General features: G+C 61.1%; 21 protein-coding genes. 8 read left to right on the forward strand and 13 right to left on the reverse strand.

Annotated elements, in window-relative coordinates; all coding sequences use genetic code 11:
* Positions 1 to 2 precede the first annotated feature (2 nt).
* Together benC and ABLV52_RS06535 are read left to right on the forward strand one after the other, a co-directional pair.
* Positions 3 to 1,019: a benzoate 1,2-dioxygenase electron transfer component BenC gene (benC, locus tag ABLV52_RS06530; RefSeq protein WP_348890182.1), complete on the forward strand. Its 1,017-nt coding sequence runs from the start codon at positions 3 to 5 to the stop codon at positions 1,017 to 1,019.
* Positions 1,020 to 1,028: 9 nt separating this feature from the next.
* Positions 1,029 to 1,802, forward strand: a complete 774-nt coding sequence (locus tag ABLV52_RS06535; RefSeq protein ID WP_348890201.1) for a 1,6-dihydroxycyclohexa-2,4-diene-1-carboxylate dehydrogenase — start codon at positions 1,029 to 1,031, stop codon at positions 1,800 to 1,802.
* Here ABLV52_RS06535 and yddG read toward each other — a convergent pair.
* On the reverse strand, positions 1,799 to 2,677 hold the full coding sequence (yddG, locus tag ABLV52_RS06540) for an aromatic amino acid DMT transporter YddG (RefSeq protein WP_032453011.1): 879 nt from the start codon (positions 2,675 to 2,677) through the stop codon (positions 1,799 to 1,801). The genes ABLV52_RS06535 and yddG overlap by 4 nt on opposite strands.
* A gap of 225 nt (positions 2,678 to 2,902) precedes the next feature.
* Between yddG and fdnG the strand changes: the two genes are divergently transcribed.
* From fdnG to fdnI, 3 genes are read left to right on the forward strand one after another with little or no spacing between them, the layout of a single operon-like run.
* Positions 2,903 to 5,950: a formate dehydrogenase-N subunit alpha gene (gene fdnG / locus ABLV52_RS06545; protein WP_348890183.1), complete on the forward strand. Its 3,048-nt coding sequence runs from the start codon at positions 2,903 to 2,905 to the stop codon at positions 5,948 to 5,950.
* Between the two features lie 11 nt (positions 5,951 to 5,961).
* Positions 5,962 to 6,846: a formate dehydrogenase subunit beta gene (fdxH, locus tag ABLV52_RS06550; RefSeq protein WP_032453008.1), complete on the forward strand. Its 885-nt coding sequence runs from the start codon at positions 5,962 to 5,964 to the stop codon at positions 6,844 to 6,846.
* A complete protein-coding gene (gene fdnI / locus ABLV52_RS06555) occupies positions 6,839 to 7,495 on the forward strand; it encodes a formate dehydrogenase-N subunit gamma (protein ID WP_348890202.1) in 657 nt (218 codons plus the stop codon). Before fdxH ends, fdnI begins: the two co-directional genes overlap by 8 nt.
* A gap of 43 nt (positions 7,496 to 7,538) precedes the next feature.
* Here the strand turns inward: fdnI and ABLV52_RS06560 are convergent, their stop codons facing one another.
* The 4 genes from ABLV52_RS06560 to ABLV52_RS06575 form a co-directional block, all read right to left on the reverse strand.
* Complete coding sequence (locus ABLV52_RS06560) at positions 7,539 to 7,862, reverse strand: CcdB family protein (protein WP_023289845.1); 324 nt, start codon at positions 7,860 to 7,862, stop codon at positions 7,539 to 7,541.
* A complete protein-coding gene (locus ABLV52_RS06565) occupies positions 7,862 to 8,050 on the reverse strand; it encodes a hypothetical protein (RefSeq protein ID WP_044523461.1) in 189 nt (62 codons plus the stop codon). The genes ABLV52_RS06560 and ABLV52_RS06565 overlap by 1 nt, the downstream gene beginning before the upstream one ends.
* A 178-nt stretch (positions 8,051 to 8,228) precedes the next feature.
* Positions 8,229 to 9,047 (reverse strand): polyphosphate kinase 2, encoded by an 819-nt coding sequence (ppk2, locus tag ABLV52_RS06570; protein ID WP_348890184.1) that lies wholly within the window; start codon positions 9,045 to 9,047, stop codon positions 8,229 to 8,231.
* An 86-nt stretch (positions 9,048 to 9,133) separates the two neighbouring features.
* Positions 9,134 to 9,571 (reverse strand): VOC family protein, encoded by a 438-nt coding sequence (locus tag ABLV52_RS06575; protein ID WP_023289842.1) that lies wholly within the window; start codon positions 9,569 to 9,571, stop codon positions 9,134 to 9,136.
* A 277-nt stretch (positions 9,572 to 9,848) separates the two neighbouring features.
* Between ABLV52_RS06575 and araJ the strand changes: the two genes are divergently transcribed.
* On the forward strand, positions 9,849 to 11,003 hold the full coding sequence (gene araJ, locus ABLV52_RS06580) for an MFS transporter AraJ (protein WP_023289841.1): 1,155 nt from the start codon (positions 9,849 to 9,851) through the stop codon (positions 11,001 to 11,003).
* Positions 11,004 to 11,009: 6 nt separating this feature from the next.
* Here the strand turns inward: araJ and ABLV52_RS06585 are convergent, their stop codons facing one another.
* The 7 genes from ABLV52_RS06585 to adhP form a co-directional block, all read right to left on the reverse strand.
* Positions 11,010 to 12,101: an alkylhydroperoxidase domain protein gene (locus tag ABLV52_RS06585; protein ID WP_348890185.1), complete on the reverse strand. Its 1,092-nt coding sequence runs from the start codon at positions 12,099 to 12,101 to the stop codon at positions 11,010 to 11,012.
* 9 nt (positions 12,102 to 12,110) lie between these two features.
* The gene (locus tag ABLV52_RS06590; RefSeq protein WP_348890186.1) at positions 12,111 to 13,097 is read right to left on the reverse strand and encodes a putative FMN-dependent luciferase-like monooxygenase; all 987 of its coding nucleotides are present in this window, start codon (positions 13,095 to 13,097) and stop codon (positions 12,111 to 12,113) included.
* A complete protein-coding gene (locus ABLV52_RS06595) occupies positions 13,097 to 14,713 on the reverse strand; it encodes an ABC transporter ATP-binding protein (RefSeq protein WP_348890187.1) in 1,617 nt (538 codons plus the stop codon). The genes ABLV52_RS06590 and ABLV52_RS06595 overlap by 1 nt, the downstream gene beginning before the upstream one ends.
* Positions 14,710 to 15,558, reverse strand: coding sequence for an ABC transporter permease (locus ABLV52_RS06600; protein ID WP_023289837.1), 849 nt, complete (start codon positions 15,556 to 15,558; stop codon positions 14,710 to 14,712). The genes ABLV52_RS06595 and ABLV52_RS06600 overlap by 4 nt, the downstream gene beginning before the upstream one ends.
* Positions 15,555 to 16,499 (reverse strand): ABC transporter permease, encoded by a 945-nt coding sequence (locus ABLV52_RS06605; protein WP_348890188.1) that lies wholly within the window; start codon positions 16,497 to 16,499, stop codon positions 15,555 to 15,557. The genes ABLV52_RS06600 and ABLV52_RS06605 overlap by 4 nt, the downstream gene beginning before the upstream one ends.
* Positions 16,500 to 16,509: 10 nt before the next feature.
* Positions 16,510 to 18,132 (reverse strand): TIGR04028 family ABC transporter substrate-binding protein, encoded by a 1,623-nt coding sequence (locus ABLV52_RS06610; RefSeq protein WP_348890189.1) that lies wholly within the window; start codon positions 18,130 to 18,132, stop codon positions 16,510 to 16,512.
* Between the two features lie 171 nt (positions 18,133 to 18,303).
* Positions 18,304 to 19,314 carry an alcohol dehydrogenase AdhP gene (adhP, locus tag ABLV52_RS06615; RefSeq protein WP_002906221.1) on the reverse strand — a complete coding sequence of 337 codons (1,011 nt, stop codon included), beginning with the start codon at positions 19,312 to 19,314 and terminating at the stop codon, positions 18,304 to 18,306.
* A gap of 253 nt (positions 19,315 to 19,567) precedes the next feature.
* Between adhP and ABLV52_RS06620 the strand changes: the two genes are divergently transcribed.
* Complete coding sequence (locus tag ABLV52_RS06620) at positions 19,568 to 20,167, forward strand: inorganic diphosphatase (RefSeq protein WP_348890190.1); 600 nt, start codon at positions 19,568 to 19,570, stop codon at positions 20,165 to 20,167.
* Between the two features lie 143 nt (positions 20,168 to 20,310).
* Positions 20,311 to 21,264: a helix-turn-helix domain-containing GNAT family N-acetyltransferase gene (locus ABLV52_RS06625; RefSeq protein WP_348890191.1), complete on the forward strand. Its 954-nt coding sequence runs from the start codon at positions 20,311 to 20,313 to the stop codon at positions 21,262 to 21,264.
* A 35-nt stretch (positions 21,265 to 21,299) separates the two neighbouring features.
* Here ABLV52_RS06625 and ABLV52_RS06630 read toward each other — a convergent pair whose 3' ends face one another.
* Positions 21,300 to 23,012 carry an ABC-F family ATP-binding cassette domain-containing protein gene (locus ABLV52_RS06630; protein WP_348890192.1) on the reverse strand — a complete coding sequence of 571 codons (1,713 nt, stop codon included), beginning with the start codon at positions 23,010 to 23,012 and terminating at the stop codon, positions 21,300 to 21,302.
* Positions 23,013 to 23,035 lie beyond the last annotated feature (23 nt).

A 23,035-nucleotide genomic window follows, 5' to 3' on the forward strand; every position in this document is an offset into this window, starting at 1 on the left:
TTATGACCTTCACTATTGCTCTTAATTTTGAAGACGGTATTACCCGCTTTATTCAATGCCATGCCGGAGAGAAAGTCCTGGATGCCGCCTATCGGCAGAAGGTGAATTTGCCGATGGACTGCTCGGACGGCGTGTGCGGCACCTGCAAATGCCACTGCGCCAGCGGTGAATACGATCTGGGGGAGGATTATCTCGACGAGGCGTTAAGCGACGACGAAGCGCAGGCCCGCCAGGTGCTGACCTGCCAGATGGTCCCGACCAGCGACTGTGTGATCGACGTGCCGGTGGCCGCCGCCCAGTGCAAAACCGCCCTGACCAACACCGGGGCGCAGGTACGACAGGTGAATTGTCTGTCCGATACCGCCATCGAACTGGTGGTCGCGCTGGATGAGCCGCTGGCTTTTCTGCCGGGACAGTACATTAACATTCAGGTACCGGGCACGCCTCATGTGCGCGCCTACTCATTTAGCTCGCTGCCGGGTTCTCTCGAAGGGCGTTTTCTGATCCGTAACGTGCCTGGCGGCATGATGAGCCAGTGGTTAACCCAGCAGGCGCGGCCCGGCGATCGCCTGACCCTCAGCGGCCCCATGGGCAGCTTCTATTTGCGCAGCGGCGAACGCCCGCTGCTCATGCTGGCGGGCGGCACCGGGCTGGCGCCGCTGCTCTCCATGTTACATACCCTGCAAACACAGGGCAGTCAGCGCCCGGTAACGCTACTGTACGGCGTGACCCGCGATTGCGATCTGGTGAAAACCGGCGCGCTGGATGCGTTTAACCAACAACTGACGGGATATCGCTGGCTGCCGGTGGTGGCGGATGAAAACAGTACCTGCCCGCAGCGCGGCTTTGTGACCGACCATCTGGATGACGCCATGCTGAATAACGGCGACGTCGATATCTATCTTTGTGGGCCGCCGCCGATGGTGAACGCGGTCGCCACGGCGCTGCGCGACAGAGGAATTTCCCCGGCAGGGTTCTGGTATGAGAAATTTATCGCCAGCCAGAGCGCGGCGGCATAAGGAGGCATGATGCGTTTTACCGATAAAGTCGTCGCTATTACCGGCGCGGCGCAGGGCATTGGTCGCCAGACCGCGGAGCAGGCGGCAACTGAAGGCGCCGCCCTGTTGCTGATTGACCGCTCGCCTTACGTGCACGAACTGGCTGCCGTTTTAGCCCAGGCCGGAAGTCAGGTACTGGCGCTGGAGGCTGACCTTGAGCAGTGGCAGAGTACTGAACAGGCGTTTGCCGCCGGGGTCGCTCATTTTGGCCGCCTCGACGTGCTCATCAACAACGTCGGCGGCACCATCTGGGCGCGACCTTTCGCCGAGTATCAGCCAGAACAAATTGAGAAAGAGATCCGCCGCTCGCTGTTTCCTACCCTGTGGGGCTGCCGCGCGGCGCTGCCCTGGATGCTCAAGCAGGGCAAAGGCAGCATCGTCAACATCTCATCGGTGGCGACGGCGGGGGTCAACCGGGTGCCTTACTCGGCGGCGAAAGGCGGCGTCAATGCGCTGACCCGGTCGATCGCCATGGAGTACAGCGGCAGCGGCATCCGCATCAATGCCGTCTCGCCGGGCGGGACGGAGGCGCCGCCGCGCCTGACGCCGCGTAACGACGAGCAGCCCGGTGAGCAGGAGAAGGCGTGGTATCAGCAGGTGGTCGATCAGACGGTGGCCAGCAGCCTGATGCACCGCTACGGCACGCTGGCGGAACAGGCGAATGCGATCCTGTTCCTCGCCAGCGATGAGGCCAGCTATATCACCGGCGTGACCCTCCCGGTGGCGGGCGGCGATCTCGGCTAACGGCGGGTCGCGTACCAGCAGAGCAGGGAGCCGAGACACACCATCCCGGCCCCCTGCCAGAAGGGCCACGATAGCGCGGCGCTAAGCAGGATCGCCGCCAGCGCGGAGGAGAGCACCGGCGTGAAGTAGGAGGCCGCCGCCAGCAGGCTGACGTTGCCGTGGAGGATCCCCACGTTCCACGCGGCGTAGGCCAGACCGAGCGCCACCGCTACCGTCAGCAGCTTGATGCTGACCGGCCAGCTGAAGACCATCGGCGGCTGCGGCGTGGCGAGAAACTTCAGCCACAGCGTCAGCGCGGTTAACAGGACGAACAGGGTAATGGCATTTTTGCCGCGGGCATATTTGGCCGTCACCGTGCAGTAGGCCGCCCAGATAAAGGCGCCGATAAAGGCCAGCAGATAGCTGAGCGGACTGGAGATGACGTTGCTGATAATCTCGTCCAGCTGCAGGCCGTGCTCACCCCCCAACACCCAGCCGACGCCAAGCAGGGCGAGAAGCAAACCGGGGATCACCAGCCAGCTGCTTTTCTGACCATTAAACAGGATGGCGAACAGGATGGTCAGGCTGGGCCACAGGTAATTGACCATCCCCACTTCAATGGCCTGCTGACGGCTGGCGGCATAGCCCAGGGATAGCGCGAGGCAGATTTCATAGCTGACGAACAGCGCGCTGCCGGCCAGCAGATAGCGGCGCGGGATCTGGCGCAGGTTAGGGAAACCGACGGTAAAAATCAGCAGCAGGCCGCTGAGGCTGTAAATCATCGCCGCGCCGCCGACCGGTCCCAGTCCTTCGCTGACGCCGCGAATCAATCCGACCATGGTGCTCCATAAAATAATGGCGGCGAAGCCGATGGTCGTGGCTCTCTTTTTCTCCATGCTTATCCTGAGGGTTACGCAAATGCAGCCGGCATATATATCATCTTTTTACCGCCGCGGGGCGAAATTTTCCGCCATGGGTAACCCCTAGGGATTAGTGAAAACCGCCGCGGCTGGCGATTAAGGGGGCGTTGGTTTTGCTCCTTGATTTGACGCAAATTTTCCCGGGATTTTGCTGTTAGTTTCCTCCGCGCGATGAATCAACATCCTGCATGGAGGAATGCAATGGACGTCAGCCGCAGAAAGTTCTTTAAGATCTGCGCAGGCGGTATGGCCGGAACCACAGCTGCCGCCCTGGGCTTTGCCCCCAAAATGGCGCTGGCTCAGGCACGCAACTACAAATTGCTGCGTGCGAAAGAGATCCGCAACACCTGCACTTACTGCTCCGTTGGCTGCGGGCTATTAATGTATAGCCTCGGCGACGGCGCGAAAAACGCCAAAGAAGCGATTTACCATATTGAAGGGGATCCGGACCATCCGGTGAGCCGCGGCGCGTTATGTCCGAAAGGCGCCGGCCTGCTGGACTATGTCCACAGCGACAACCGCCTGCGCTACCCGGAATACCGCGCGCCGGGATCTGATAAATGGCAGCGACTCTCCTGGGATGAAGCCTTCAGCCGCATCGCCCGGCTGATGAAAGCCGACCGCGACGCCAACTTTATGGAAAAGAACGAACAGGGCGTGACGGTTAACCGCTGGCTTTCCACCGGCATGCTGTGCGCTTCGGCAGCAAGTAATGAAACCGGCATGCTGACGCAAAAATTTGTGCGTTCGCTCGGCATGCTGGCGGTAGACAACCAGGCACGCGTCTGACACGGACCAACGGTAGCAAGTCTTGCTCCAACATTTGGTCGCGGTGCGATGACCAACCACTGGGTGGATATCAAAAACGCGAACGTCGTGGTGGTGATGGGCGGCAACGCCGCGGAAGCCCACCCGGTGGGATTCCGCTGGGCGATGGAAGCGAAAAACAACAACGACGCCACGCTTATCGTTGTCGACCCGCGCTTTACGCGTACGGCGTCGGTGGCGGATATCTATGCGCCGATTCGCTCCGGTACCGACATTACCTTCCTGTCGGGGGTCCTGCTGTACCTGATCGAACATAACAAAATCAATGCCGAGTACGTGAAGCACTACACCAACGCCAGCCTGCTGGTGCGGGATGATTTTGCCTTCGAAGAGGGGCTGTTCAGCGGCTATGATGCGGACAAACGCCAGTATGATAAATCGTCCTGGAACTACCAGTTCGATGAAAACGGCTACGCCAAACGCGATGAGACGCTCAGCCATCCGCGCTGCGTGTGGAACCTGCTGAAGCAGCACGTTTCCCGTTACACGCCGGAGGTGGTCGAAAACATCTGCGGTACGCCGAAAGCGGACTTCCTCAGGGTGTGCGACGTGCTGGCCTCAACCAGCGCCGCCGATCGCACCACCACTTTCCTGTATGCCCTGGGCTGGACGCAGCACACCGTCGGCGCGCAAAACATTCGCACCATGGCGATGATCCAGCTGCTGCTCGGCAATATGGGCATGGCCGGCGGCGGCGTGAATGCCCTGCGCGGTCACTCTAACATTCAGGGACTGACCGACCTTGGCCTGCTGTCCACCAGCCTGCCGGGCTACCTGACGCTGCCTTCTGATAAGCAGCCGGATCTGCAGACGTATCTGGCGGCCAACACGCCAAAAGCGACCCTGCCGGACCAGGTGAACTACTGGAGCAACTACCCGAAATTCTTTGTCAGCCTGATGAAGTCCTTCTACGGCGAGGCGGCGCAAAAAGAGAACGACTGGGGCTTTGAGTGGTTACCGAAGTGGGACCAGGCTTACGACGTGATCAAGTACTTCAACATGATGGATAACGGCAACGTCACCGGCTATATCTGCCAGGGCTTTAACCCGGTGGCGTCGTTCCCGGATAAAAACAAGGTGGTTCGCAGCCTGAGCAAGCTGAAGTACATGGTGGTTATCGACCCGCTGGTGACTGAAACCTCGACCTTCTGGCAAAACCACGGTGAGTCGAACGATGTCGACCCGGCAGCCATTCAGACCGAAGTCTTCCGCCTGCCGTCCACCTGCTTTGCCGAAGAGGACGGTTCGATCGCTAACTCTGGCCGCTGGCTGCAGTGGCACTGGAAAGGTCAGGATGCCCCAGGTGAAGCACGTAACGACGGCGAGATCCTGGCCGGGATTTACCATCGTCTGCGCGAACTGTACCGCACCGAAGGCGGTAAAGGCGCTGAGCCGCTGCTGAAGATGGGCTGGCACTACAAGCAGCCGGACCATCCGGAATCGGAAGAAGTTGCCAAAGAAAACAACGGCTACGCGCTGGCGGACCTGTATGACGCCAGCGGTGCTCTGGTGGCGAAGAAAGGCCAATTACTGAACAGCTTTGCGCTGTTGCGCGATGACGGCACCACCGCGTCGTCTTGCTGGATCTACAGCGGCAGCTGGACGGAGCAGGGCAACCAGATGGCGAACCGCGATAACGCCGACCCGTCGGGTCTGGGCAATACGCTGGGCTGGGCCTGGGCGTGGCCGCTCAATCGCCGGGTGCTCTATAACCGCGCGTCAGCCGACATCAACGGCAAGCCGTGGGATGCGAAGCGGATGCTGATCCAGTGGAACGGCAGCAAGTGGGTCGGGAATGATATTCCGGACTTCAATACCGCGCCGCCGGGGAGCAACACCGGGCCGTTTATCATGCAGCAGGAGGGGCTGGGTCGTCTGTTCGCACTGGATAAGCTGGCGGAAGGGCCGTTCCCGGAACACTACGAGCCGATGGAAACCCCGCTTGGCACTAACCCGCTGCACCCGAAGGTGGTCTCCAGCCCGGTGGTGCGTGTGTATGAAGAGGACGCCATTCGCTTAGGTAAGAAGGATAAGTTCCCGTACGTCGGGACCACCTATCGTCTGACCGAACACTTCCATACCTGGACCAAGCATGCGCTGCTCAATTCCATCGCGCAGCCGGAACAGTTTGTCGAAATCAGCGAAGGGCTGGCAAAAGCGAAAGGCATCGCCAACGGCGACCGGGTAAAAGTCAGCAGCCAGCGCGGCTTTATTCGCGCGGTGGCGGTGGTGACGCGCCGTTTGCAAACCCTCAACGTCAACGGCCAGCAGGTGGAGACCGTCGGGATCCCGCTGCACTGGGGTTTTGAAGGCGTGGCTCGCAAAGGCTATATCGCCAACACCCTGACGCCGAACGTCGGCGATTCCAACTCGCAAACGCCGGAGTACAAGGCGTTTCTGGTCAACATCGAGAAAGCGTAAGGAGCGATTCAATGGCGATGGAAACACAAGACATTATTAAACGCTCCGCGACCAACCCGATCACGCCCGCGCCGCGCGCGCGGGATCATAAGGCGGAAGTCGCCAAGCTTATCGATGTCTCCTCCTGCGTGGGCTGTAAAGCCTGCCAGGTGGCCTGCTCCGAGTGGAACGACATCCGCGATGAGGTGGGGCACTGCGTCGGGGTGTACGACAACCCGGCGGATCTCAGCGCGAAATCCTGGACGGTGATGCGCTTTAGCGAGACCGAACAGAACGGCAAACTGGAGTGGCTTATCCGTAAGGATGGCTGTATGCACTGCGAAGAGCCGGGCTGCCTGAAGGCCTGCCCGTCCGCCGGGGCGATTATTCAGTACGCCAACGGCATCGTCGATTTCCAGCAGGAAAACTGCATCGGCTGCGGCTACTGCATTGCCGGGTGTCCGTTTAACGTCCCGCGTCTCAATAAAGAGGATAACCGGGTCTATAAATGCACCCTGTGCGTGGACCGGGTCAGCGTCGGTCAGGAACCGGCGTGCGTGAAAACCTGTCCGACCGGCGCGATCCACTTCGGTACGAAGAAAGAGATGCTGGAGGTGGCCGAGGAGCGGGTGGCTAAGCTGAAAAAACGCGGCTATGCCAGGGCCGGGATTTACAACCCGCAGGGCGTCGGCGGCACCCATGTGATGTACGTCCTGCATCATGCCGACCAGCCCGAGCTTTATCACAAGCTGCCTGCTGCGCCGAAGATTGATACCTCGGTGGAGCTGTGGAAAGGGATCCTGAAGCCGCTGTCGGCGGCGGGCTTTATCGCTACCTTTGCCGGGCTTATCTATCACTACATCGGTATCGGGCCAAATAAGGAAGTTGACGACGACGAGGAGGAGCATGATGAGTGAATCGAAGATGATAGTGCGCACGACCTTTATCGATCGCGCCTGTCACTGGACGGTGGTGATCGCTTTCTTCCTCGTGGCGCTATCGGGTATTTCGTTTTTCTTCCCGACCCTGCAGTGGCTGACGGAAACCTTCGGTACCCCGCAGATGGGGCGTATTCTGCACCCCTTCTTCGGGGTGCTGATTTTTATCGCCCTGATGTTTATGTTCGTGCGTTTTGTCCATCACAACATCCCAGATAAACAGGATATCCCCTGGCTGAAAGGCATTGTGGAGGTGCTGAAAGGCAACGAGCATAAAGTGGCGCGGGTCGGTAAATATAACGCCGGGCAAAAGATGATGTTCTGGACCATCATGAGCATGATTTTTGTGCTGCTGGTGACCGGCGTGATTATCTGGCGTCCCTGGTTTGCCCACTATTTCCCGATTCAGGTGATTCGCTACAGCCTGTTAATTCACGCGACGTCGGCCATTATTCTGATCCACGCGATCCTTATCCATATGTATATGGCGTTCTGGGTGAAGGGGTCGATTAAGGGGATGATTGAAGGCAAGGTCAGCCGCCGTTGGGCGAAGAAACATCACCCGCGCTGGTATCGCGATGTCGAACGTCTGGAGGCGATCAAAGAGAGTCGCGAAGGGATGAAATAAGCCGTCTGGCCAGGAGGCCCGCTCCAGTTTTGCTGGAGCGGGTTTATGTGTTAGTGATTAATGCGTCCATCGCTGATATCACGGTCGTTCTTTCTTTAGCCAAATTGCAGATAAAATATTTTTTATCCAGCCTTTGCTTTGCCACGCTGGTGATTGCCGGCGTGTTGATGAACAGTTTCTCAAACTCCATATTAATAACCGGGGCGGCAGCATGATAATGGCCGGTCAAATGAGAATGATAGCTCAGCGGCACAATTAAACGTGTACCAAGGTCATTAAAATAATCATGTTGGATTACCATTAAATAAGGTTGAAACGCATTGGTTCTCGATGATGGGTTACGAAAGATATCAAATTGTGCCGCCATTAAATCCCTCCGAAAAAAGGATCCTCTGACAACAACCCTGCACGGGCAGTGAACTCATTCAGTGCCTTAATGAATTCCTGGTCTTTTCGGCGTTTGTCCGCATCGACGATGGTAAGTGCCTGGTTTTGCGGGTTAACCGTTGTTGTACGATCGCGAGTCTGTGACTTGTTAACGGCATTCTGTTTCATTATCTGCTCCTTGTTGTTGGCGAGCTGATTATCACGCGGTGTGCGATGAAAAGAAATACCTGGTTCGGATTTGTTTTTTATTTTGCGAAGCAACTTCCAGAGGAAAGCAACCGCATGAAATATTCATGGTTATGGTAATAAACCCGGCGCTGGCGTTAACCAGCGCGGCGGGAAATAATCAGAACTTCTCCGGAATAAAGCGGAAGGGGAAATTGGTCTGTTTCATTTTGCCCATTTTGCGCTTCGGCAGCGTGACATGCTCCACTGGCAAGGCTTCGTAGGGGATCTGTGACAGCAGGTGGGTGATGATATTCAGACGCACCCGCTTTTTATCTTCGGAGCGGGCGACGAACCACGGCGCCCAGGCGGTGTCGGTGGCGGCGAACATGGCGTCGCGGGCAGCGGTATATTCATCCCAGCGGTTGAAAGACTTGATGTCCATCGGCGAGAGCTTCCAGATCTTGCGCCCGTCGTCGATGCGATCCCGCAGGCGCCGCTCCTGCTCCTGCGGAGAGACCTCCAGCCAGTACTTGAGCAGGATAATGCCCGACTCGACCATGCCGCGCTCCACCATCGGCGCGCCGTCGAGGAACTTCTGCACCTCCTCCGGGGTACAAAAGCCCATCACCCGTTCGACGCCGGCGCGGTTGTACCAGCTGCGATCGAAAATCACGATTTCGCCAGCCGCCGGGAGGTGCTTGATATAGCGCTGAAAATAGAGCTGACTTTTCTCGCGTTCGGTGGGCGAGGGTAAGGCGACGACCCGGAAGATCCGCGGACTGACGCGCTCGGTGATCGCCTTAATCGTGCCGCCTTTGCCGGCGCCGTCCCGGCCTTCAAAGACGATGCATACCTTCAGCCCTTTATGCACCACCCAGCGCTGCAGTTTTACCAGCTCAACGTGGAGCTTGCGCAGCGCCTTCTCGTACGCTTTATTGTCGAGCGGGGCGATCTTCACCGCCACGTCGACAGGATGACCGCTTTTCTTATTACCCATCGCCATGCTCCGTGTTGCCGAGGTATCCCTTTGAAGTGTAATCCTTCACTGGCGTGGCGGTGGAAAATATTCGCGCCCGGGACGGGCTAGCTGACGTTCCCCGCGGCAATGACTTCCAGCCCCACCCGCTGCCCCCATGACAGCTCCAGGGTGTTACCGTCCGGGTCGGCAAAGAAAGCGAAATAGCCCACAGGATCGCCCAGCTGCTCCGGTTCCCGGCGCAGAACGCCTTCCCGCCGCGCCTGGGCGACCTTCTCATCGATCTCCGCCTGGGTGGCGCAGGCGACGCCGAGATGGCCGAACGGACCCAGCGGCGTGTCGGCAGGGTCATCACTTTGCACCAGCACCAGGGCGAAAGGTCGGGTGCGATCGCTGAGCCACGCCACTTTACGCGCCGAGGGGAGGTTGGGTTCGCGCTGGTGAATAACGGTCATCGCCGTGTAGCGGGTATAAAAATCGATGCTGCTGGCCAGACAGCGGACGGTAAAGGCGACATGGGTAAAGCCAACATCAACATTTTGCATGGATGATTCTCCCGAGGTGAACGATGTCTCGACTTTACAACCTCAAGTTAACTTGAGATCAATCCACAATGTGTCCCTGCGTGCCCACCAATTTTTACAGGGAATTATCCACCGCCAGGCGCCTCTGCCGCCAGCAGGACCGCCATGGTGGCGCTGGCGAGCGCATGAACGAATCAGGCCGTTGTATGGAGGATACTGCCGTCGGGCGTTTTTAGCTGGTGTGGCGAGGCGGGATGGTCAATAATGCCGGCCGTCTCTCAATACCCCTATAAGATGTATGAAAAAAACGATTTTTTCACTGGCGCTGGGCACTTTCGGACTCGGCATGGCGGAATTTGGCATTATGGGCGTGCTGCCGGACATGGCGCGCGATGTCGGGATTTCAATCCCCGCCGCCGGCAATATGATTGCCTGGTATGCCTTCGGCGTGGTGATCGGCGCGCCGATCATGGCGTTGCTCTCCAGTCGGTTTTCGTTGAAATCGGTGATGCTGTTTCTCGCCGCCCTGTGCATTCTCGGCAATACCCTGTTTACCTTCTCCAGCAGCTACGCCATGCTGGCGCTTGGCCGGCTGGTTTCCGGGTTTCCCCACGGGGCTTTCTTCGGCGTGGGGGCGATCATCCTGTCGAAAATCGCGCCGCCGGGGAGGGTGACCGCCGCGGTGGCGGGGATGATCGGCGGCATGACGGTGGCTAACCTGGTGGGCGTTCCCGGGGGCACCTGGCTTGGGCATCATTTTAGCTGGCGCTATACCTTCGCGCTCATCGCGGTGTTTAACGTCGCGGTGTTTATGGCCATCTTCTGCTGGGTCCCTACGCTGTATGATCGGGCCACCACCCGGCTGCGCGAGCAGTTCCGTTTCCTCGCTTCCCCGGCGCCGTGGCTGATTTTTGCCGCCACCATGTTCGGCAACGCCGGGGTGTTCGCGTGGTTCAGCTATATCAAGCCCTTTATGCTCAACGTTTCCGGCTTTGCCGAAAGCCGGATGATGCTGATTATGATGCTGGCGGGGCTGGGGATGGTGGTCGGCAACCTGTTCAGCGGCAAAATTTCCGGGCGCTACAGTCCGCTGCGCATCGCGGCCATCACCGACGGGGCGATCGCTGTGACGCTGCTGCTGATCTTTGCCTTCGGGGAGCATAAAATCGCTTCGCTGACGCTGGCGTTTTTCTGCTGTGCCGGGCTGTTTGCCCTGTCGGCGCCGCTGCAGATCCTGTTGCTGCAGAACGCCAAAGGCGGCGAGATGCTGGGGGCGGCAGGGGGGCAGATCGCCTTTAACCTCGGGAGCGCCATCGGCGCCTTCTGCGGCGGAATGATGATTGCCCAGGGCTTCGGCTGGAACAGCGTGGCGCTCCCCGCCGCCACGCTGTCGTTTCTGGCGATGAGCGCCTTGCTCATCTACGGCCGCCATCAGCGCCGACAGGCTTGCTAACGACGCTTACTCACGCCAGGGCTCGCCGAGCGTCAGCATCAGCCGGTTGGCCCAGGCGAAAAAGGCCGCTGACTGCAGCAGATCCAGCTGGGCCAGAGTATCTAAGCCCTGTTCATCAAGCGCTGCCAGATGGCTGGCATTCAGCGCGGGCGGCGTCACCGATAGCGCGGCGGCGGCGTCGATTTCCGCCTGCCAGCGCGGCGACTGCCCACCGCGCAGATCCTCTCCCGGCGTCACCGCCAGCAGCGTGTCGACGGCGGTCTCGTCCTTCGCCAGCTGCGCCGCTTTGCGGGCATGCACCGAGGCGCAGTAAATACAGCCGTTGATTTTACTGGCCACCGTGGCGGCCAGTTCACGTTCGGCGCGCGGCAATCCCCCCGGGGTATAGAAAATGCCTTTATCGGTCAGCGTCCGCTGCTCCAGCACCGGCTGGTTGCGCGCCAGCAGGCGGAAGTAGGGCGAATCGCTATGGCCATATTTGGCCAGAATCGCCTGTTCTTCAGCGCTAAATTCCGCCAGCGCTTTATCCGCCAGCCAGGGTTCCCAGTGCAGCTCCTCGCGGGTGAAGCGCACCGGGGCCGCTTTGCCGCTCTGCGCGTGCGGGGTGGTGTGCCAGTACCCGGCCACCACCGGCGTATCGGCGCTGACGATGGGCTGGTGGTTGAGCGCCCGCAGACCCAGCAGCAGGCGGCTCTGGAAGCTGACAAAGGCCACCAGCTGCGCCAGGGTGACGATGCCCCGCAGGCTCCAGCCCGCGTTTGTCAGAGCCTGCAGCGCGCCGGGTGTCGCTTCGACGGGGGTGAAGGTCAGCAGGCGGGCAAAGGCCAGCGCCGGAACCAGACGATCCGTGGTCGGATCGGCCAGGCCGAAGCCGGCATAGTGCGCCGCCAGCGCGTCCGCCTGATGGAGCTTCGCCACCTTTGCCGCCACCGCGAAGCGTTCATCGAGGGGAAAGTCGGCGTCCTGCTGGCTGAACAGCACTTCATAACTTCCCTGCGCATGTCGGGTAGCGGCATCGCGGACTGCGCGCGCCTGGTCGAGCGGGGAACCGGCGGCGATCTCCGCCAGTTCGGCCAGAATATCCTGACTCAGCGTCATGGTGACTCCTTATCTGATGTGGGGGGCAATATGCTGAGCGATCAGCTCAATGGAACGCAGCGTATCCCGGTGCGAAGGCTCCACCGAGTGCACCTGGAACGAAACATCGGTGGCGCGGGCCAGCACGCTGTCCTGCGCCAGGGAGGCAACAACATGCTCAGGATCGCCCACGTGGGCATCCAGCTGTTGCAGATAGTCAGTGACACTGTCACCTTCTATCAGATGACCCGCAGCCCGGTGCTGTGCCGCCTGCTTGCGCAGGCCGGGTTCGGCGACCTGCAGGGCGTGGGCGTGACTGTCGGCAACGAAGGCGGTGCGCGAAGCGAGGATCCGCGGCGCAACGCCGTCCGGCAGCGCCGCCAGATAGGCGTCGACGATCGGGTTCTGAATGACGTCCAGCGGCAGGCGTGGCTCACCGGGCGGCCGGGGCTGCGTGCGCGACAGCATCAGCCCGTGCCCCGCCTGACCGGCGCGGATGGCGCCTTCCACCGAGAAGGTGGCGATCCAGATGCGCGCCGCCAGCTGCGGCGCGGGCGGGTAGAGACGGTTGTCCGGGTGGCTGAGGGTGTCGCCGCGCCAGGCGCTGTGGATCAGGTGCAGATGGTCGGCAAACACCGCCCCGCGCTGCTCGCTGCTCAGGCCGAAGGGCAGAAACGACGTTGGCGTGCCGCCGGAACCAAATCCCACCTCCAGACGCCCGTCGGTGAGTAAATCCAGCACCGCCGCGTCTTCGGCGACGCGCAGCGGATTCTCCATGGGCAACGTGATAATCGCTGTGCCGAGGCGAATGCGGTCAGTCTGCGCCGCCACGTGGGCGAGGAACACCAGCGGGGAAGGCAGGCCGCCTTCCTGTTCATGAAAATGGTGCTGGGCAATCCATGCGCTGTCGAAGCCGACGCGCTCCGCGTGGCGGATCTGTTCGGCCGCCAGCCGGTAGCGCGTTTGTGCGGAGCCCTGATCGAGCAGACGGGTAAAAAAGCCGAGGCGTTTAGGCATTATGCGTTCTCCATGTGGGCCTGAGCCAGGCGTGGGGAAACCTGGGGAATGGCGGCGATCAGTTCGCGGGTGTAGGCCTGCTGCGGGGCGGCGAACAGGCGCCCAACGTCGCCATGCTCCACCACCTGGCCGGCGTACAGCACCGTGACGCTGTCGGCAATCCGCCTCACCGTCGCCAGATCGTGGGTAATGAACAGGTAGCTCAGACCAAGCTGCTGCTGTAGCTGCTGCAGCAGGGCGAGGATCTGCGCCTGAACGGTGACATCGAGCGCCGAAGTCGCTTCGTCAAGAACCAGTATCGCCGGCTCGAGGATCAGTGCCCGGGCAATCGCCACCCGCTGCCGCTGGCCGCCGGAAAGCTCCCGCGGCGTCCGCGACAGTAGCTCCGGGGCCAGCGCCACCCGGGCGGCGACGCTCTCCACACGCTGGCGACGCGTCGCCGCGCTGAGGCGCTCAAAGTTTTTTAACGGCTCTTCGATAATCGCAAACAGCGTCTGGCGCGGGTCGAGCGAAGCGAAGGGGTTCTGGTAGACGAACTGGATTTTGCGCCGCAGCTGACGCTGCGCCTCGCGGCTGAGATGCCCGGCGTCAATACCGTCGATGGTCACCTGTCCGGCGTCGGCGCGCTCGAAGCCCAGCAGGATCCGCGCCAGGGTGGTTTTCCCGGAGCCGGATTCGCCCACCAGCGCATGGGTGCTGCCGCGTCTGACCTCAAAGCTGACGCTGTCGAGCGCCTGCAGGGGCTGTTTGCCCAGCGAGAAGCGTTTGCTGATCCCTTCGACGCGAATGGCCGGCGTGGCCAGCGGACGGTGACGATCCGCCGTCAGCCTCAGCGGCGCGTCCTGCAGATCGTGGAGCAACTGGCGGGTGTAAGGGTGCTGAGGACGCCGGATAATCGCCTCGGTGGCGCCCTGTTCCTGAATCTCGCCCTGGCGAAACACCATGATCCGGTCGGCGCGTTCGGCGGCCAGCGCCAGATCGTGAGTGACAAACAGCACGGCGGTTCCCGACTCGCGCCGCAGGATGTCGAGCAGATCGAGAATGCGCTTTTGCACCGTAACGTCGAGGGCGCTGGTGGGCTCGTCGGCAATAATCAGATCCGGCTGCAGGGCGATGGCGATGGCGATCAGCACCCGCTGTTTCATCCCGCCCGACAGCTGATGCGGGTACTGGTCAAAACGCTGTTCCGGGTGGTTGAGCCCGACTTTAGCGAGCAGGTTGAGAACCTGCTGCCGGCGTTCGGCGGCGGAAAGGGACTGATGCAGCCGCAGGATCTCTTCCACTTGCTGACCAATGGTTTTTACCGGATTAAGCGAATTGCCGGGGTCCTGCGGCACCAGACTGATGCTCACCCCGCGCAGGCGGTTCAGGCGTTTTGCCGACCAGTCGCTGATCACTTCGCCATTGAGGATAATCCGCCCGGCGTCGCGGCGGGCGTTATCCGCCAGCAGGCCGATAATGGCCTGCGCGGTCGTGGTTTTCCCCGAGCCGGATTCACCGACGAAGGCCAGCATTTCGCCGCGCTGAATGGAAAAACTGACGTTATGCACCACTTCGCGCCATTCGCCCCGCGACCGGTAGCTGATGCGCAGATCTTCAACAGAGAGAACGTTCATGGGCGTACTCCACTCCACTGGCGGCTAAGACGATTGGCGGCCAGGACCACCGCGACCACGGCGAGGCCGGGGAAGGTGGTCAGCCACCAGGCGGTCGACAGGTAATTACGACCTTCGGCGATCAGTAATCCCCACTCCGGGACCGGCGGCGGGGTGCCGTAGCCAAGGAAGCTGAGGGTGGCCAGCGCCAGCATCGCCTGACCAAACTGCAGCGTGGCGAAGGCGAGTACCGCGGTGAGCGAGTTGGGCAGGATATGACGCCAGAAGATGGCGAGAAAGGTGCCGCCGCTGCCCCGGGCCGCCTCGACGTAATCACTGTGGCGCACGCGCACCACCTCCGCCCGCGCCAGGCGCGCGAAGCTGGCGATGGCCGCCACGCCGACCGCCACCGCCGCATTCACCGTGCCAAAACCCAGCAGAATGATTACCGTCAGCTGCAGCAGCAGGGAAGGGATAGCCAGCAGGACATCCACCAGGCGCATGATGGTTGATTCCACGCGGCCGGCCAGCGCCCCGGCGAGGGTGCCAAGGGCGGTGCCCACCACCAGACCGATGGCGACGGCGATCAGCGCCGCCGACAGAGAATGTACCGCGCCGTAAACCACCCGCGTCCACAGGTCGCGGCCCAGCTGGTCGGTACCCAGCCAGTAGTGCGCCTGCGGCGCCAGGCGCTGAGCGCCGGGGATCCCTTCCAGCGGGTTAGCGGAGGTAAACCACTGTGGGGCAAGGGCCATTAACAGGGCGGTGATCATTACCGCCCACGCCAGCCACAGGCCTGGCTGCAGACGCACTTTGCGCCACTCCGGGCGGCGGCGAACCGCGATGGCATAGTCGACCAGGCTCATTTCGCACCTCCGGTCTGTAATTGGAGTCGGGGATCCAGCCGCGGCATGACCAGGTCGACCAGCAGGTTGATCAGGACGAAACCGAGAGCCGAAATCATCACCACCGCCTGCAGTACGGCGATATCCTGGTTATTCACCGCCTGCTGGGTCAGCTGGCCGAGGCCGCTGCGGCCGAAGACGGTCTCGGTGATCAGCGCCCCGGCAATCAGCTCGCCCAGCAGCAGCCCGGCTATATTCAGCGCCGGCAGCAGGGCGTTACCCATCACATGGCGCCAGAGGACGCCGGTCTCGCTCATTCCCTTGGCGCGGGCGACCGCGACGAAGGGCTGAACCGCCACCTGATCCATGCTGCGCATCAGGATCTGCGCCAGCGGGGCGGAGATGGGCAGCGCGACGGCGATAACCGGTAAAATCAGCCCCTCCAGCGGACCGGGGTTGATCACCGGGATCCAGCGCAGCTGAAACGAAAAGAGTTGGATCAGGGCGATACCCAGCCAGAAGGTGGGCAACGAGATAAACAGCACCGGCAGCGACTGCAGGAGGTTGCTGAGCCAGCGCAACCCCGGCAGATGTGAGGCGAAAGCGAGGGCAAACGCCAGGATCACGGCCAGCAGGAACGCCGGCAGGGCGAGGCTTAAGGTATCCGGCAGGTTGCTGGCAATCAGGCTACTGACCGCCAGACCCGCCTGCAGGGAATAGCCAAAGTCGCCGTGCAGCATCGCCAGCAGCGTGTGCAGGTACTGGCGCCACAGCGGGCTGTCGGCGCCGTAGGCCAGCCGCATGTCGGCGATTTGCGCCGGGCTCAGACCGAGGTCCGGGTTCTGAAACTTGATCAGCACCGCATCCCCCGGCAGCACCTGCAGCAGGAAAAAGGTGAGGGTAAACGCCGCCCACAGGACCAGCAGCCCCTGGCCGAACCGTCGCAGAAGATAAGCGCTCATATCCGGCCTCTTAGTGTTTATCCAGCCAGGCGCCGTAGAACGACGGACGCCCGACGGCTTCGAAGCTGACGCCTTTCACCCACGGCGCGCCGGCGAACACCTGCGGCTCTTCGAAAATGGGGATCACATAGGCGTTATCGATCAGATAGCGCTGGGCATCGCCGGTTAACTGCAGGCGCTGCTGCGGCTCCACCGCCGCGGAGATGCCGGTCAGCAGGTCGTTCAGCTTATCATCGCGAAAGTGCTGCACTTTATCGCTGGAGCCGCCTTTCTGCAGCAGCGCGTCACGGTTGTTAGGAAAGAACATGCTTTTTACTACATCCGGATCGGCGCGGCCCACTTCCGAGACGGTGAGCGGGGTTTTCTGCGGGTCGAGGTTGTCGAGCGTCCGGCTGCCGGCGTCCCCGGCTTTGACCGTTAACGCTACCCCCACCTGGCGCCATTGCTGGGCGATCAGCTGCAGCACTTCTTTATTCTGCGGCTGCGGGAGCGACTCATAGACCGTCAGCGCCAGCCGCTGCCCGTCTTTGCTGCGAATGCCTTCGGCGGCGGGTTTCCAGCCGGCCTCATCCAGCAACTGCCGGGCTTTGGCCTGGTCGAAGGTGAGCTTATCGCTCAGATTGACATAGCCGGCGGCGGAGCTGGCTAGCACGGAGGTGGCTTGCGGGTAGTTAGCGGAGAACAGCGTCTCCACCACCTGCCGGGCGTTGGTGGCATGGAGCAGGGCCTGGCGCACCCGCAGGTCGGCGACCAGTGGGTTATCCGGGCGGAAGCTGAGGCTGTCGTTGACCCCGCGGGTAGGCGCGGCGTAGACCGTAAATCCCTGATCGGTCGCCTGCTTTTCATCGTAGGCCTGCACCTGGCGAATAAAGCCCGCCTGGCCCGCCAGCAGCGCGCCGATGCGCACGCTGTCTTCCGGGGTGACAATATAGGTGATGCCGTCGAGGTTAGCGGGGCCCTGCTGGGCGATGTTTTTCGGCCCCCACTGATAATCCTTGCGCGCCACCAGCGTCAGCTCGCGGCCCGGTTTTTCATCCTGCACCACGAAGGGACCGGAGCCGATGATGTGCCGGGCATCGCCCAGCTCCTCGAAATTGCGCTGCAGGGTGCTGAGGGAGACCAGGCCGGAGCCGATGGTGGCGGTCCCCTGCAGGAAGCCCGGCGACGGCTTGTTGAAGTAGAATTTCACCGTCAGCGGGTCGATCACTTCGCTGCGCTGGTAGTTATTGATTACCTCCGAGACGGGCAGGCGATGGGCTTTATCCCCCAGCCCATAGGTGTCGAAGTTTTTGGCGACCGCGGCGGCGTCCAGCGGCGTGCCATCCGAGAAGGTGACCCCTTTTCGCAGGTGGAAAGTGTACTCGGTTTTATCGGCATTGCTGGTCCAGCTTTCGGCGATCCACGGCTCAATCTCCAGCGTTTTCGGGTTCTGCCAGGTCAGCTTGTCGGTGATCTGATTGAGTATGCCGCCATTGGGATAAAAGCCGCCGGCGGGTGGATAGAGATTGGTGTGCGGTTGCTGCTCCAGATAAATCAAGGTACCGCCTTTAACCGGCGTGTCGGCGGCCCAGACGGAAAAGGCGCCGGAGAGAAACAGCGCGGCCAGCGCGGGCAGGCGAAAATGACGATGCATGGTGAATTCCTTTGTTATCTATTGTGTTGCCATCATCGGGCGCGGCTAAAAACAAAGGAACCAAGGAATTGCGCTAAGCATTTGCGGAAATTGCATTTACTTTACGCGGCGGGAAGCGAGGGGAAGCGCGAAAGGAGAAGCGCCTCGCCCGGGCGGGAGAGGCGCTGGCGATTAGCTACGCAGATCGATAACCATACGGCCGCGGATCTGACCTTGTTCCATCTCTTTGAAGATGGCATTGATATCTTCCAGCGGACGCAGGGTGACTTTCGGCACCACTTTGCCTTCGGCGGCGAACTGGAACGCTTCCACCAGATCCTGACGAGTGCCGACCAGCGAGCCGACCACCTCGATACCGTCGAGTACCAGACGTGGAATATCGAGGCTCATCGCCTCTGGCGGCAGGCCTACCGCCACCACGCGGCCGCCGGCGCGAACGGCATCCACCGCCGAGTTAAAGGCCGCTTTGGCCACCGCGGTCACCACCGCAGCGTGGGCGCCGCCGGTTTTTTCCTGAATCACTTTCGCCGCATCTTCATTGCGCGAGTTGATGGTCAGATCAGCGCCCATCGACGCCGCCAGCTCCAGCTGGCCGTCGTTGACGTCGATAGCGATCACTTTGGCGTTAAAGACATTCTTGGCATACTGCAGCGCCAGGTTGCCCAGCCCGCCGAGGCCGTAGATAGCGATCCACTGGCCCGGCTTGATGTGGGAGACCTTAACGGCTTTGTAGGTGGTGACCCCAGCGCAGGTAATGCTGCTGGCGGCGGCGGAGTCGAGGCCGTCCGGGACTTTAACCGCGTAGTTGGCGGTGACGATGCACTCTTCCGCCATGCCGCCGTCGACGGTATAGCCAGCGTTTTTCACCGAGCGGCACAGCGTCTCGTTGCCGCTGTTACAGTAATCGCAGTGGCCACAGCCTTCGAAGAACCACGCCACGCTGGCGCGATCGCCCGGCTTCAGGGAGGTGACGCCAGGGCCGACTTTTTGTACTACCCCGATCCCTTCATGACCGAGAATAACGCCGGTTTTATCGCCAAAATCGCCGTTTTTCACGTGCAGGTCAGTATGACACACGCCGCAGCATTCCATTTTCAACAGCGCTTCGCCGTATTCCAGCGGGCGCAGCGTTTTTTCCGTAACGTTAACCTGATGGTCGTGAGTAACAACAGCTGCCTTCATGCCTGTCTCCTTGAGAGCGGATTGATTAATTTTATTAATGCAATATTACCCAATAAGGATTAGACGCTATGGAGAAAAAAACAAGGCGCTTTAGTACAGGATGTGGTTTTTTGCTACAGCCGTAGCACAAAATTCAGACAATACCTCTAATTTTGGTAGGTAATAATAGTGTCACGGAATGGTCATGTTTTCTTCATCACCCAACTCTATTGTTTTGCGCATCAATTTCTTATAACAACAGAGTGATACAACAATGCATCTGGTCAAAACGCTCCTCACCGCCGGTCTGCTTTTTTCCGCCGCCGCGCAGGCTCACAATGTGCTGGAATTCCCACAGCCGGAAAACAATCCGGAAGAGTTTTACGCAGTCACCGAGATCCCGGCAGGCGGGATCATTAAGTATGAAACCGACGCTAAAACGGGGTTTATCGTCGCCGACCGCTTTCAGTCGATGCCGGTGGCTTACCCGGCGAACTACGGTTCATTAACCCAGTCGCTGGCCGGGGATGGCGACCCGCTGGACGTGGTGTTTTACACCCGCTCGCCGATGGCCCCGGGCACGCTGATTAAGCTGCGGCCGATCGGCGTCCTTAAGATGATAGACGGCGGTGAGAAAGACGACAAAATCATCGCCGTCCCGGCCAGTAAAATTGATCCGACCTATGACGACATTCAGACCATCACCGATCTGCCGAAAATCGAGCAGCAGCGGCTGGAGGCCTTCTTCCGGGTCTACAAAGAACTACCAGAGGGGCGGAAAAAGGTCGAGCTGGCCGGTTTTAATGATGCCGCCGCCGCGAAGCAGGAGATCAAATCGGCCTGGGAGGCCTGGAAGGCGAAGAACCCGCAATAATACTTATCGCGGGCGCAGTCCGGCGCCCGCGGCACGCCATCATCCGATACGCTACCTTGCCATGCTGGATAGTTTATCCTCTTGACGCGGCCTGAAGTAAATGGTTGTATTATACAACTATCTACTTCACTGGACGCCTCACGATGTCTGACACGCCTTTAATCCAACAAATTCGTACTGCCTCGCGGTTAATGGTGCGCGAGCTGGGTTTTATGAACACCACGCTGGCCGCCACCCACTATTCACCCTCGGCGGTGCATACCCTGCTGGAGGTGTCGGTCAGGGGGACGATAACCGCCGCGCAGCTGGTCACATTGCTCGGGCTGGAAAAATCGAGCGTCAGCCGGATGGTCGCCCGTCTGCTGGCCGCCGGAGAGCTGGAGGAGCGCCCCTGCGCGGAGGACGCGCGGTCTAAATCGCTGGCGCTGACCGCGAAAGGGCACGACACGGTGGCAACGATTAACGCCTACGGTACCCGCCGGGTGGTGGAGGCGTTAGCGCATCTCGATGAGACGCAGCAGCGGACCGTCGCCAGCGGACTGGCGGCCTATGCTCAGGCGCTGGCGCAGTGTCGGGATGCTGCGCTTGCGGAAACGACGCCGCAAATTTCGCTGGTGACCGGCTATCAGCCGGGGGCGATCGGCCGGATAGCCCAGATGCACGGGGAGTATTACGGCCGGCACCATGATTTCGGGGCTTTTTTTGAAGGCAAGGTTGCCGGCGGCGTCGCGGAATTCGCCACCCGGCTCTCCTCGCCGGTCAACCAGATCTGGCTGGCGATGCGCGAGGGGAAGATTGTCGGTTCGGTGGCGATCGATGGCGAGGATCTCGGCCAGCAGCAGGCGCATCTGCGATGGTTCATTCTCGATGACAGCTGCCGGGGAACCGGCATTGGCAGGCGGCTGCTCAGTGAGGCGATGGCTTTCTGCGACAGTCGTCAGTTCAGCGCCGTTCAGCTGTGGACGTTTAAAGGTCTGGACGCGGCCCGCAAACTGTATGAGTCCTTTGGCTTCACGTTAACCCGCGAATGGCAGGGGGACCAGTGGGGAAAGATGATGACCGAGCAGCAGTTTACCCGGCCAGGAAACGCCGGTTAAGGGCGTGGTGCCTTAGCCGGCGGGGAGCGCGAAGATTACGCCAGCTGGTTAAGCAGCCGGGCGATCTCCTCTCGCCACTGGGTCTGCAGCGAGGGCTTTTGATGTTTCGGCTTACGGGCCATATCGTCCGCCAGCCATTGCTCCAGGGCTATCAGGCGCGTCAGCAGCGCCTCTTCATCATCAGCCGCGAGTGACGGCTCCTGGGATGAGGAGGCCGCCGTCAGGGTGGGGGTCTGCGCCTGCAGACGGGCATAGACCTCCTCCAGACTGTGCCACTCCGTTAACCCGGCGCTGTCGATCAGCCAGAAGCGGTTACAGCTTTCGCTAATAAGCTGGCGGTCATGACTGACCAGCAGCACGCCGCCGGGATAGTCGCGGAGCGTCTGCGCCAGCGCCGCTTTGCCCTCCATATCCAGATGGTTGGTGGGTTCATCCAGCAGCAGCAGGCTGTAGCGCGCCAGCGACAGGCCGACGAACAGCAGCCGCGACCGCTCGCCGCCGCTGAGGGTGCAGACCTTCTGTCCATGCCTCGCCCAGCCAAACCCGGCGGCGATCAGCGCCCGTTTACGGGTGTCCGCCGACGGGGCGAACGGCATCAGGGCGTCGAGCAGGCTGGCCTCGTCCGGCAACTGCGCCAGGGTCTGGTCGTAGTACCCGGGGTGAAGCCGGGGGTGCAGACGCAGCCCCGGAAGCGGCGATGCGTCGTTCATCTGCTGCCACAGCAGGCGCAGCAAGGACGATTTACCGCCGCCGTTGCGGCCCATGATGGCCACGCGATCGCCGCTGCGCAGTCGCGCCACGCCGGTGGTGAACAGGGCCGGCAGTCCCGGCGCGGGAGCCACCGGCAGCCTGTCCATCTCCAGCAGGCGGTCCGCCGGCAGGGCGTCCCCCTGCAACACCAGGTGCCACGGCGGGCCGATGCTGAGCTCGGTCTGCTCGTCTTTCAGGCGGGCGACCTGCTTCTCCATCTGTTTGGCTTTGCGGGCGAGATCTTCGTTGTCATACACCCGCCCCCAGGTGGCCAGCCGCCGGGCGCTGGCGCTGACCCGGTCGATCTCTTTTTGCTCCGCCTTATGACGTAACGCGGCGCTCTCATCCTGCTCCTGCAGTGCCTGACGGGCAGCGCTGCAGGGCAAGGCGAAGCTGTGCAGCGTCTGGTCGCGGAGGATCCAGCTGGCATTAGTTACAGCATCCAGTAAAGCGTTGTCGTGTGACACCAGCACGAAGCTCCCCTGCCAGTTCTGCAAGAAGCTTTCCAGCCACAGCAGGGTGGGCAGATCGAGATGGTTGCCGGGCTCATCCAGCAGCAGCAGGTCAGGCTGGCGGATCAGCGCCCGGGCCAGCAGCAGGCGTGTATGCTGTCCGCCGCTCAGGGTGCTGGTTTGCTGCTCCATCACCGCCGGCGTGAAGCCCATCTGCGCCAGCAGGCGTTCGGCCAGCCAGCGCTGTGCTTCCCGCGCGTCGGCGGGTAACAGGTCCAGCACCGCCTGCAGCAGCGACTGCGAACGCAGCGCCTCCGGCAGATGCTGTTCAACGCGGGCCATCAGACACTGACCGGCGAGTGAGACGCTGCCCGAGGTGGGCGCGAGGGTGCCGTCCAGCACCTGCAGCAGGGTGCTTTTGCCGCAACCGTTATGGCCGATGAGACCGATACGGTCGCCTTTCTTCAGGGTGAAGGAGAGGGTATTAAACAGCGGCCCAAAGGCACTCTCCACGTGGAGCGCATGGGCAGTTAGTAATGTACTCATAGTCAACTTACTCAAGAGTTACA

It is taken from the genome of Klebsiella sp. GB_Kp056 (genome assembly GCF_040064755.1).
GTDB classification, from domain to species: domain Bacteria; phylum Pseudomonadota; class Gammaproteobacteria; order Enterobacterales; family Enterobacteriaceae; genus Klebsiella; species Klebsiella quasipneumoniae.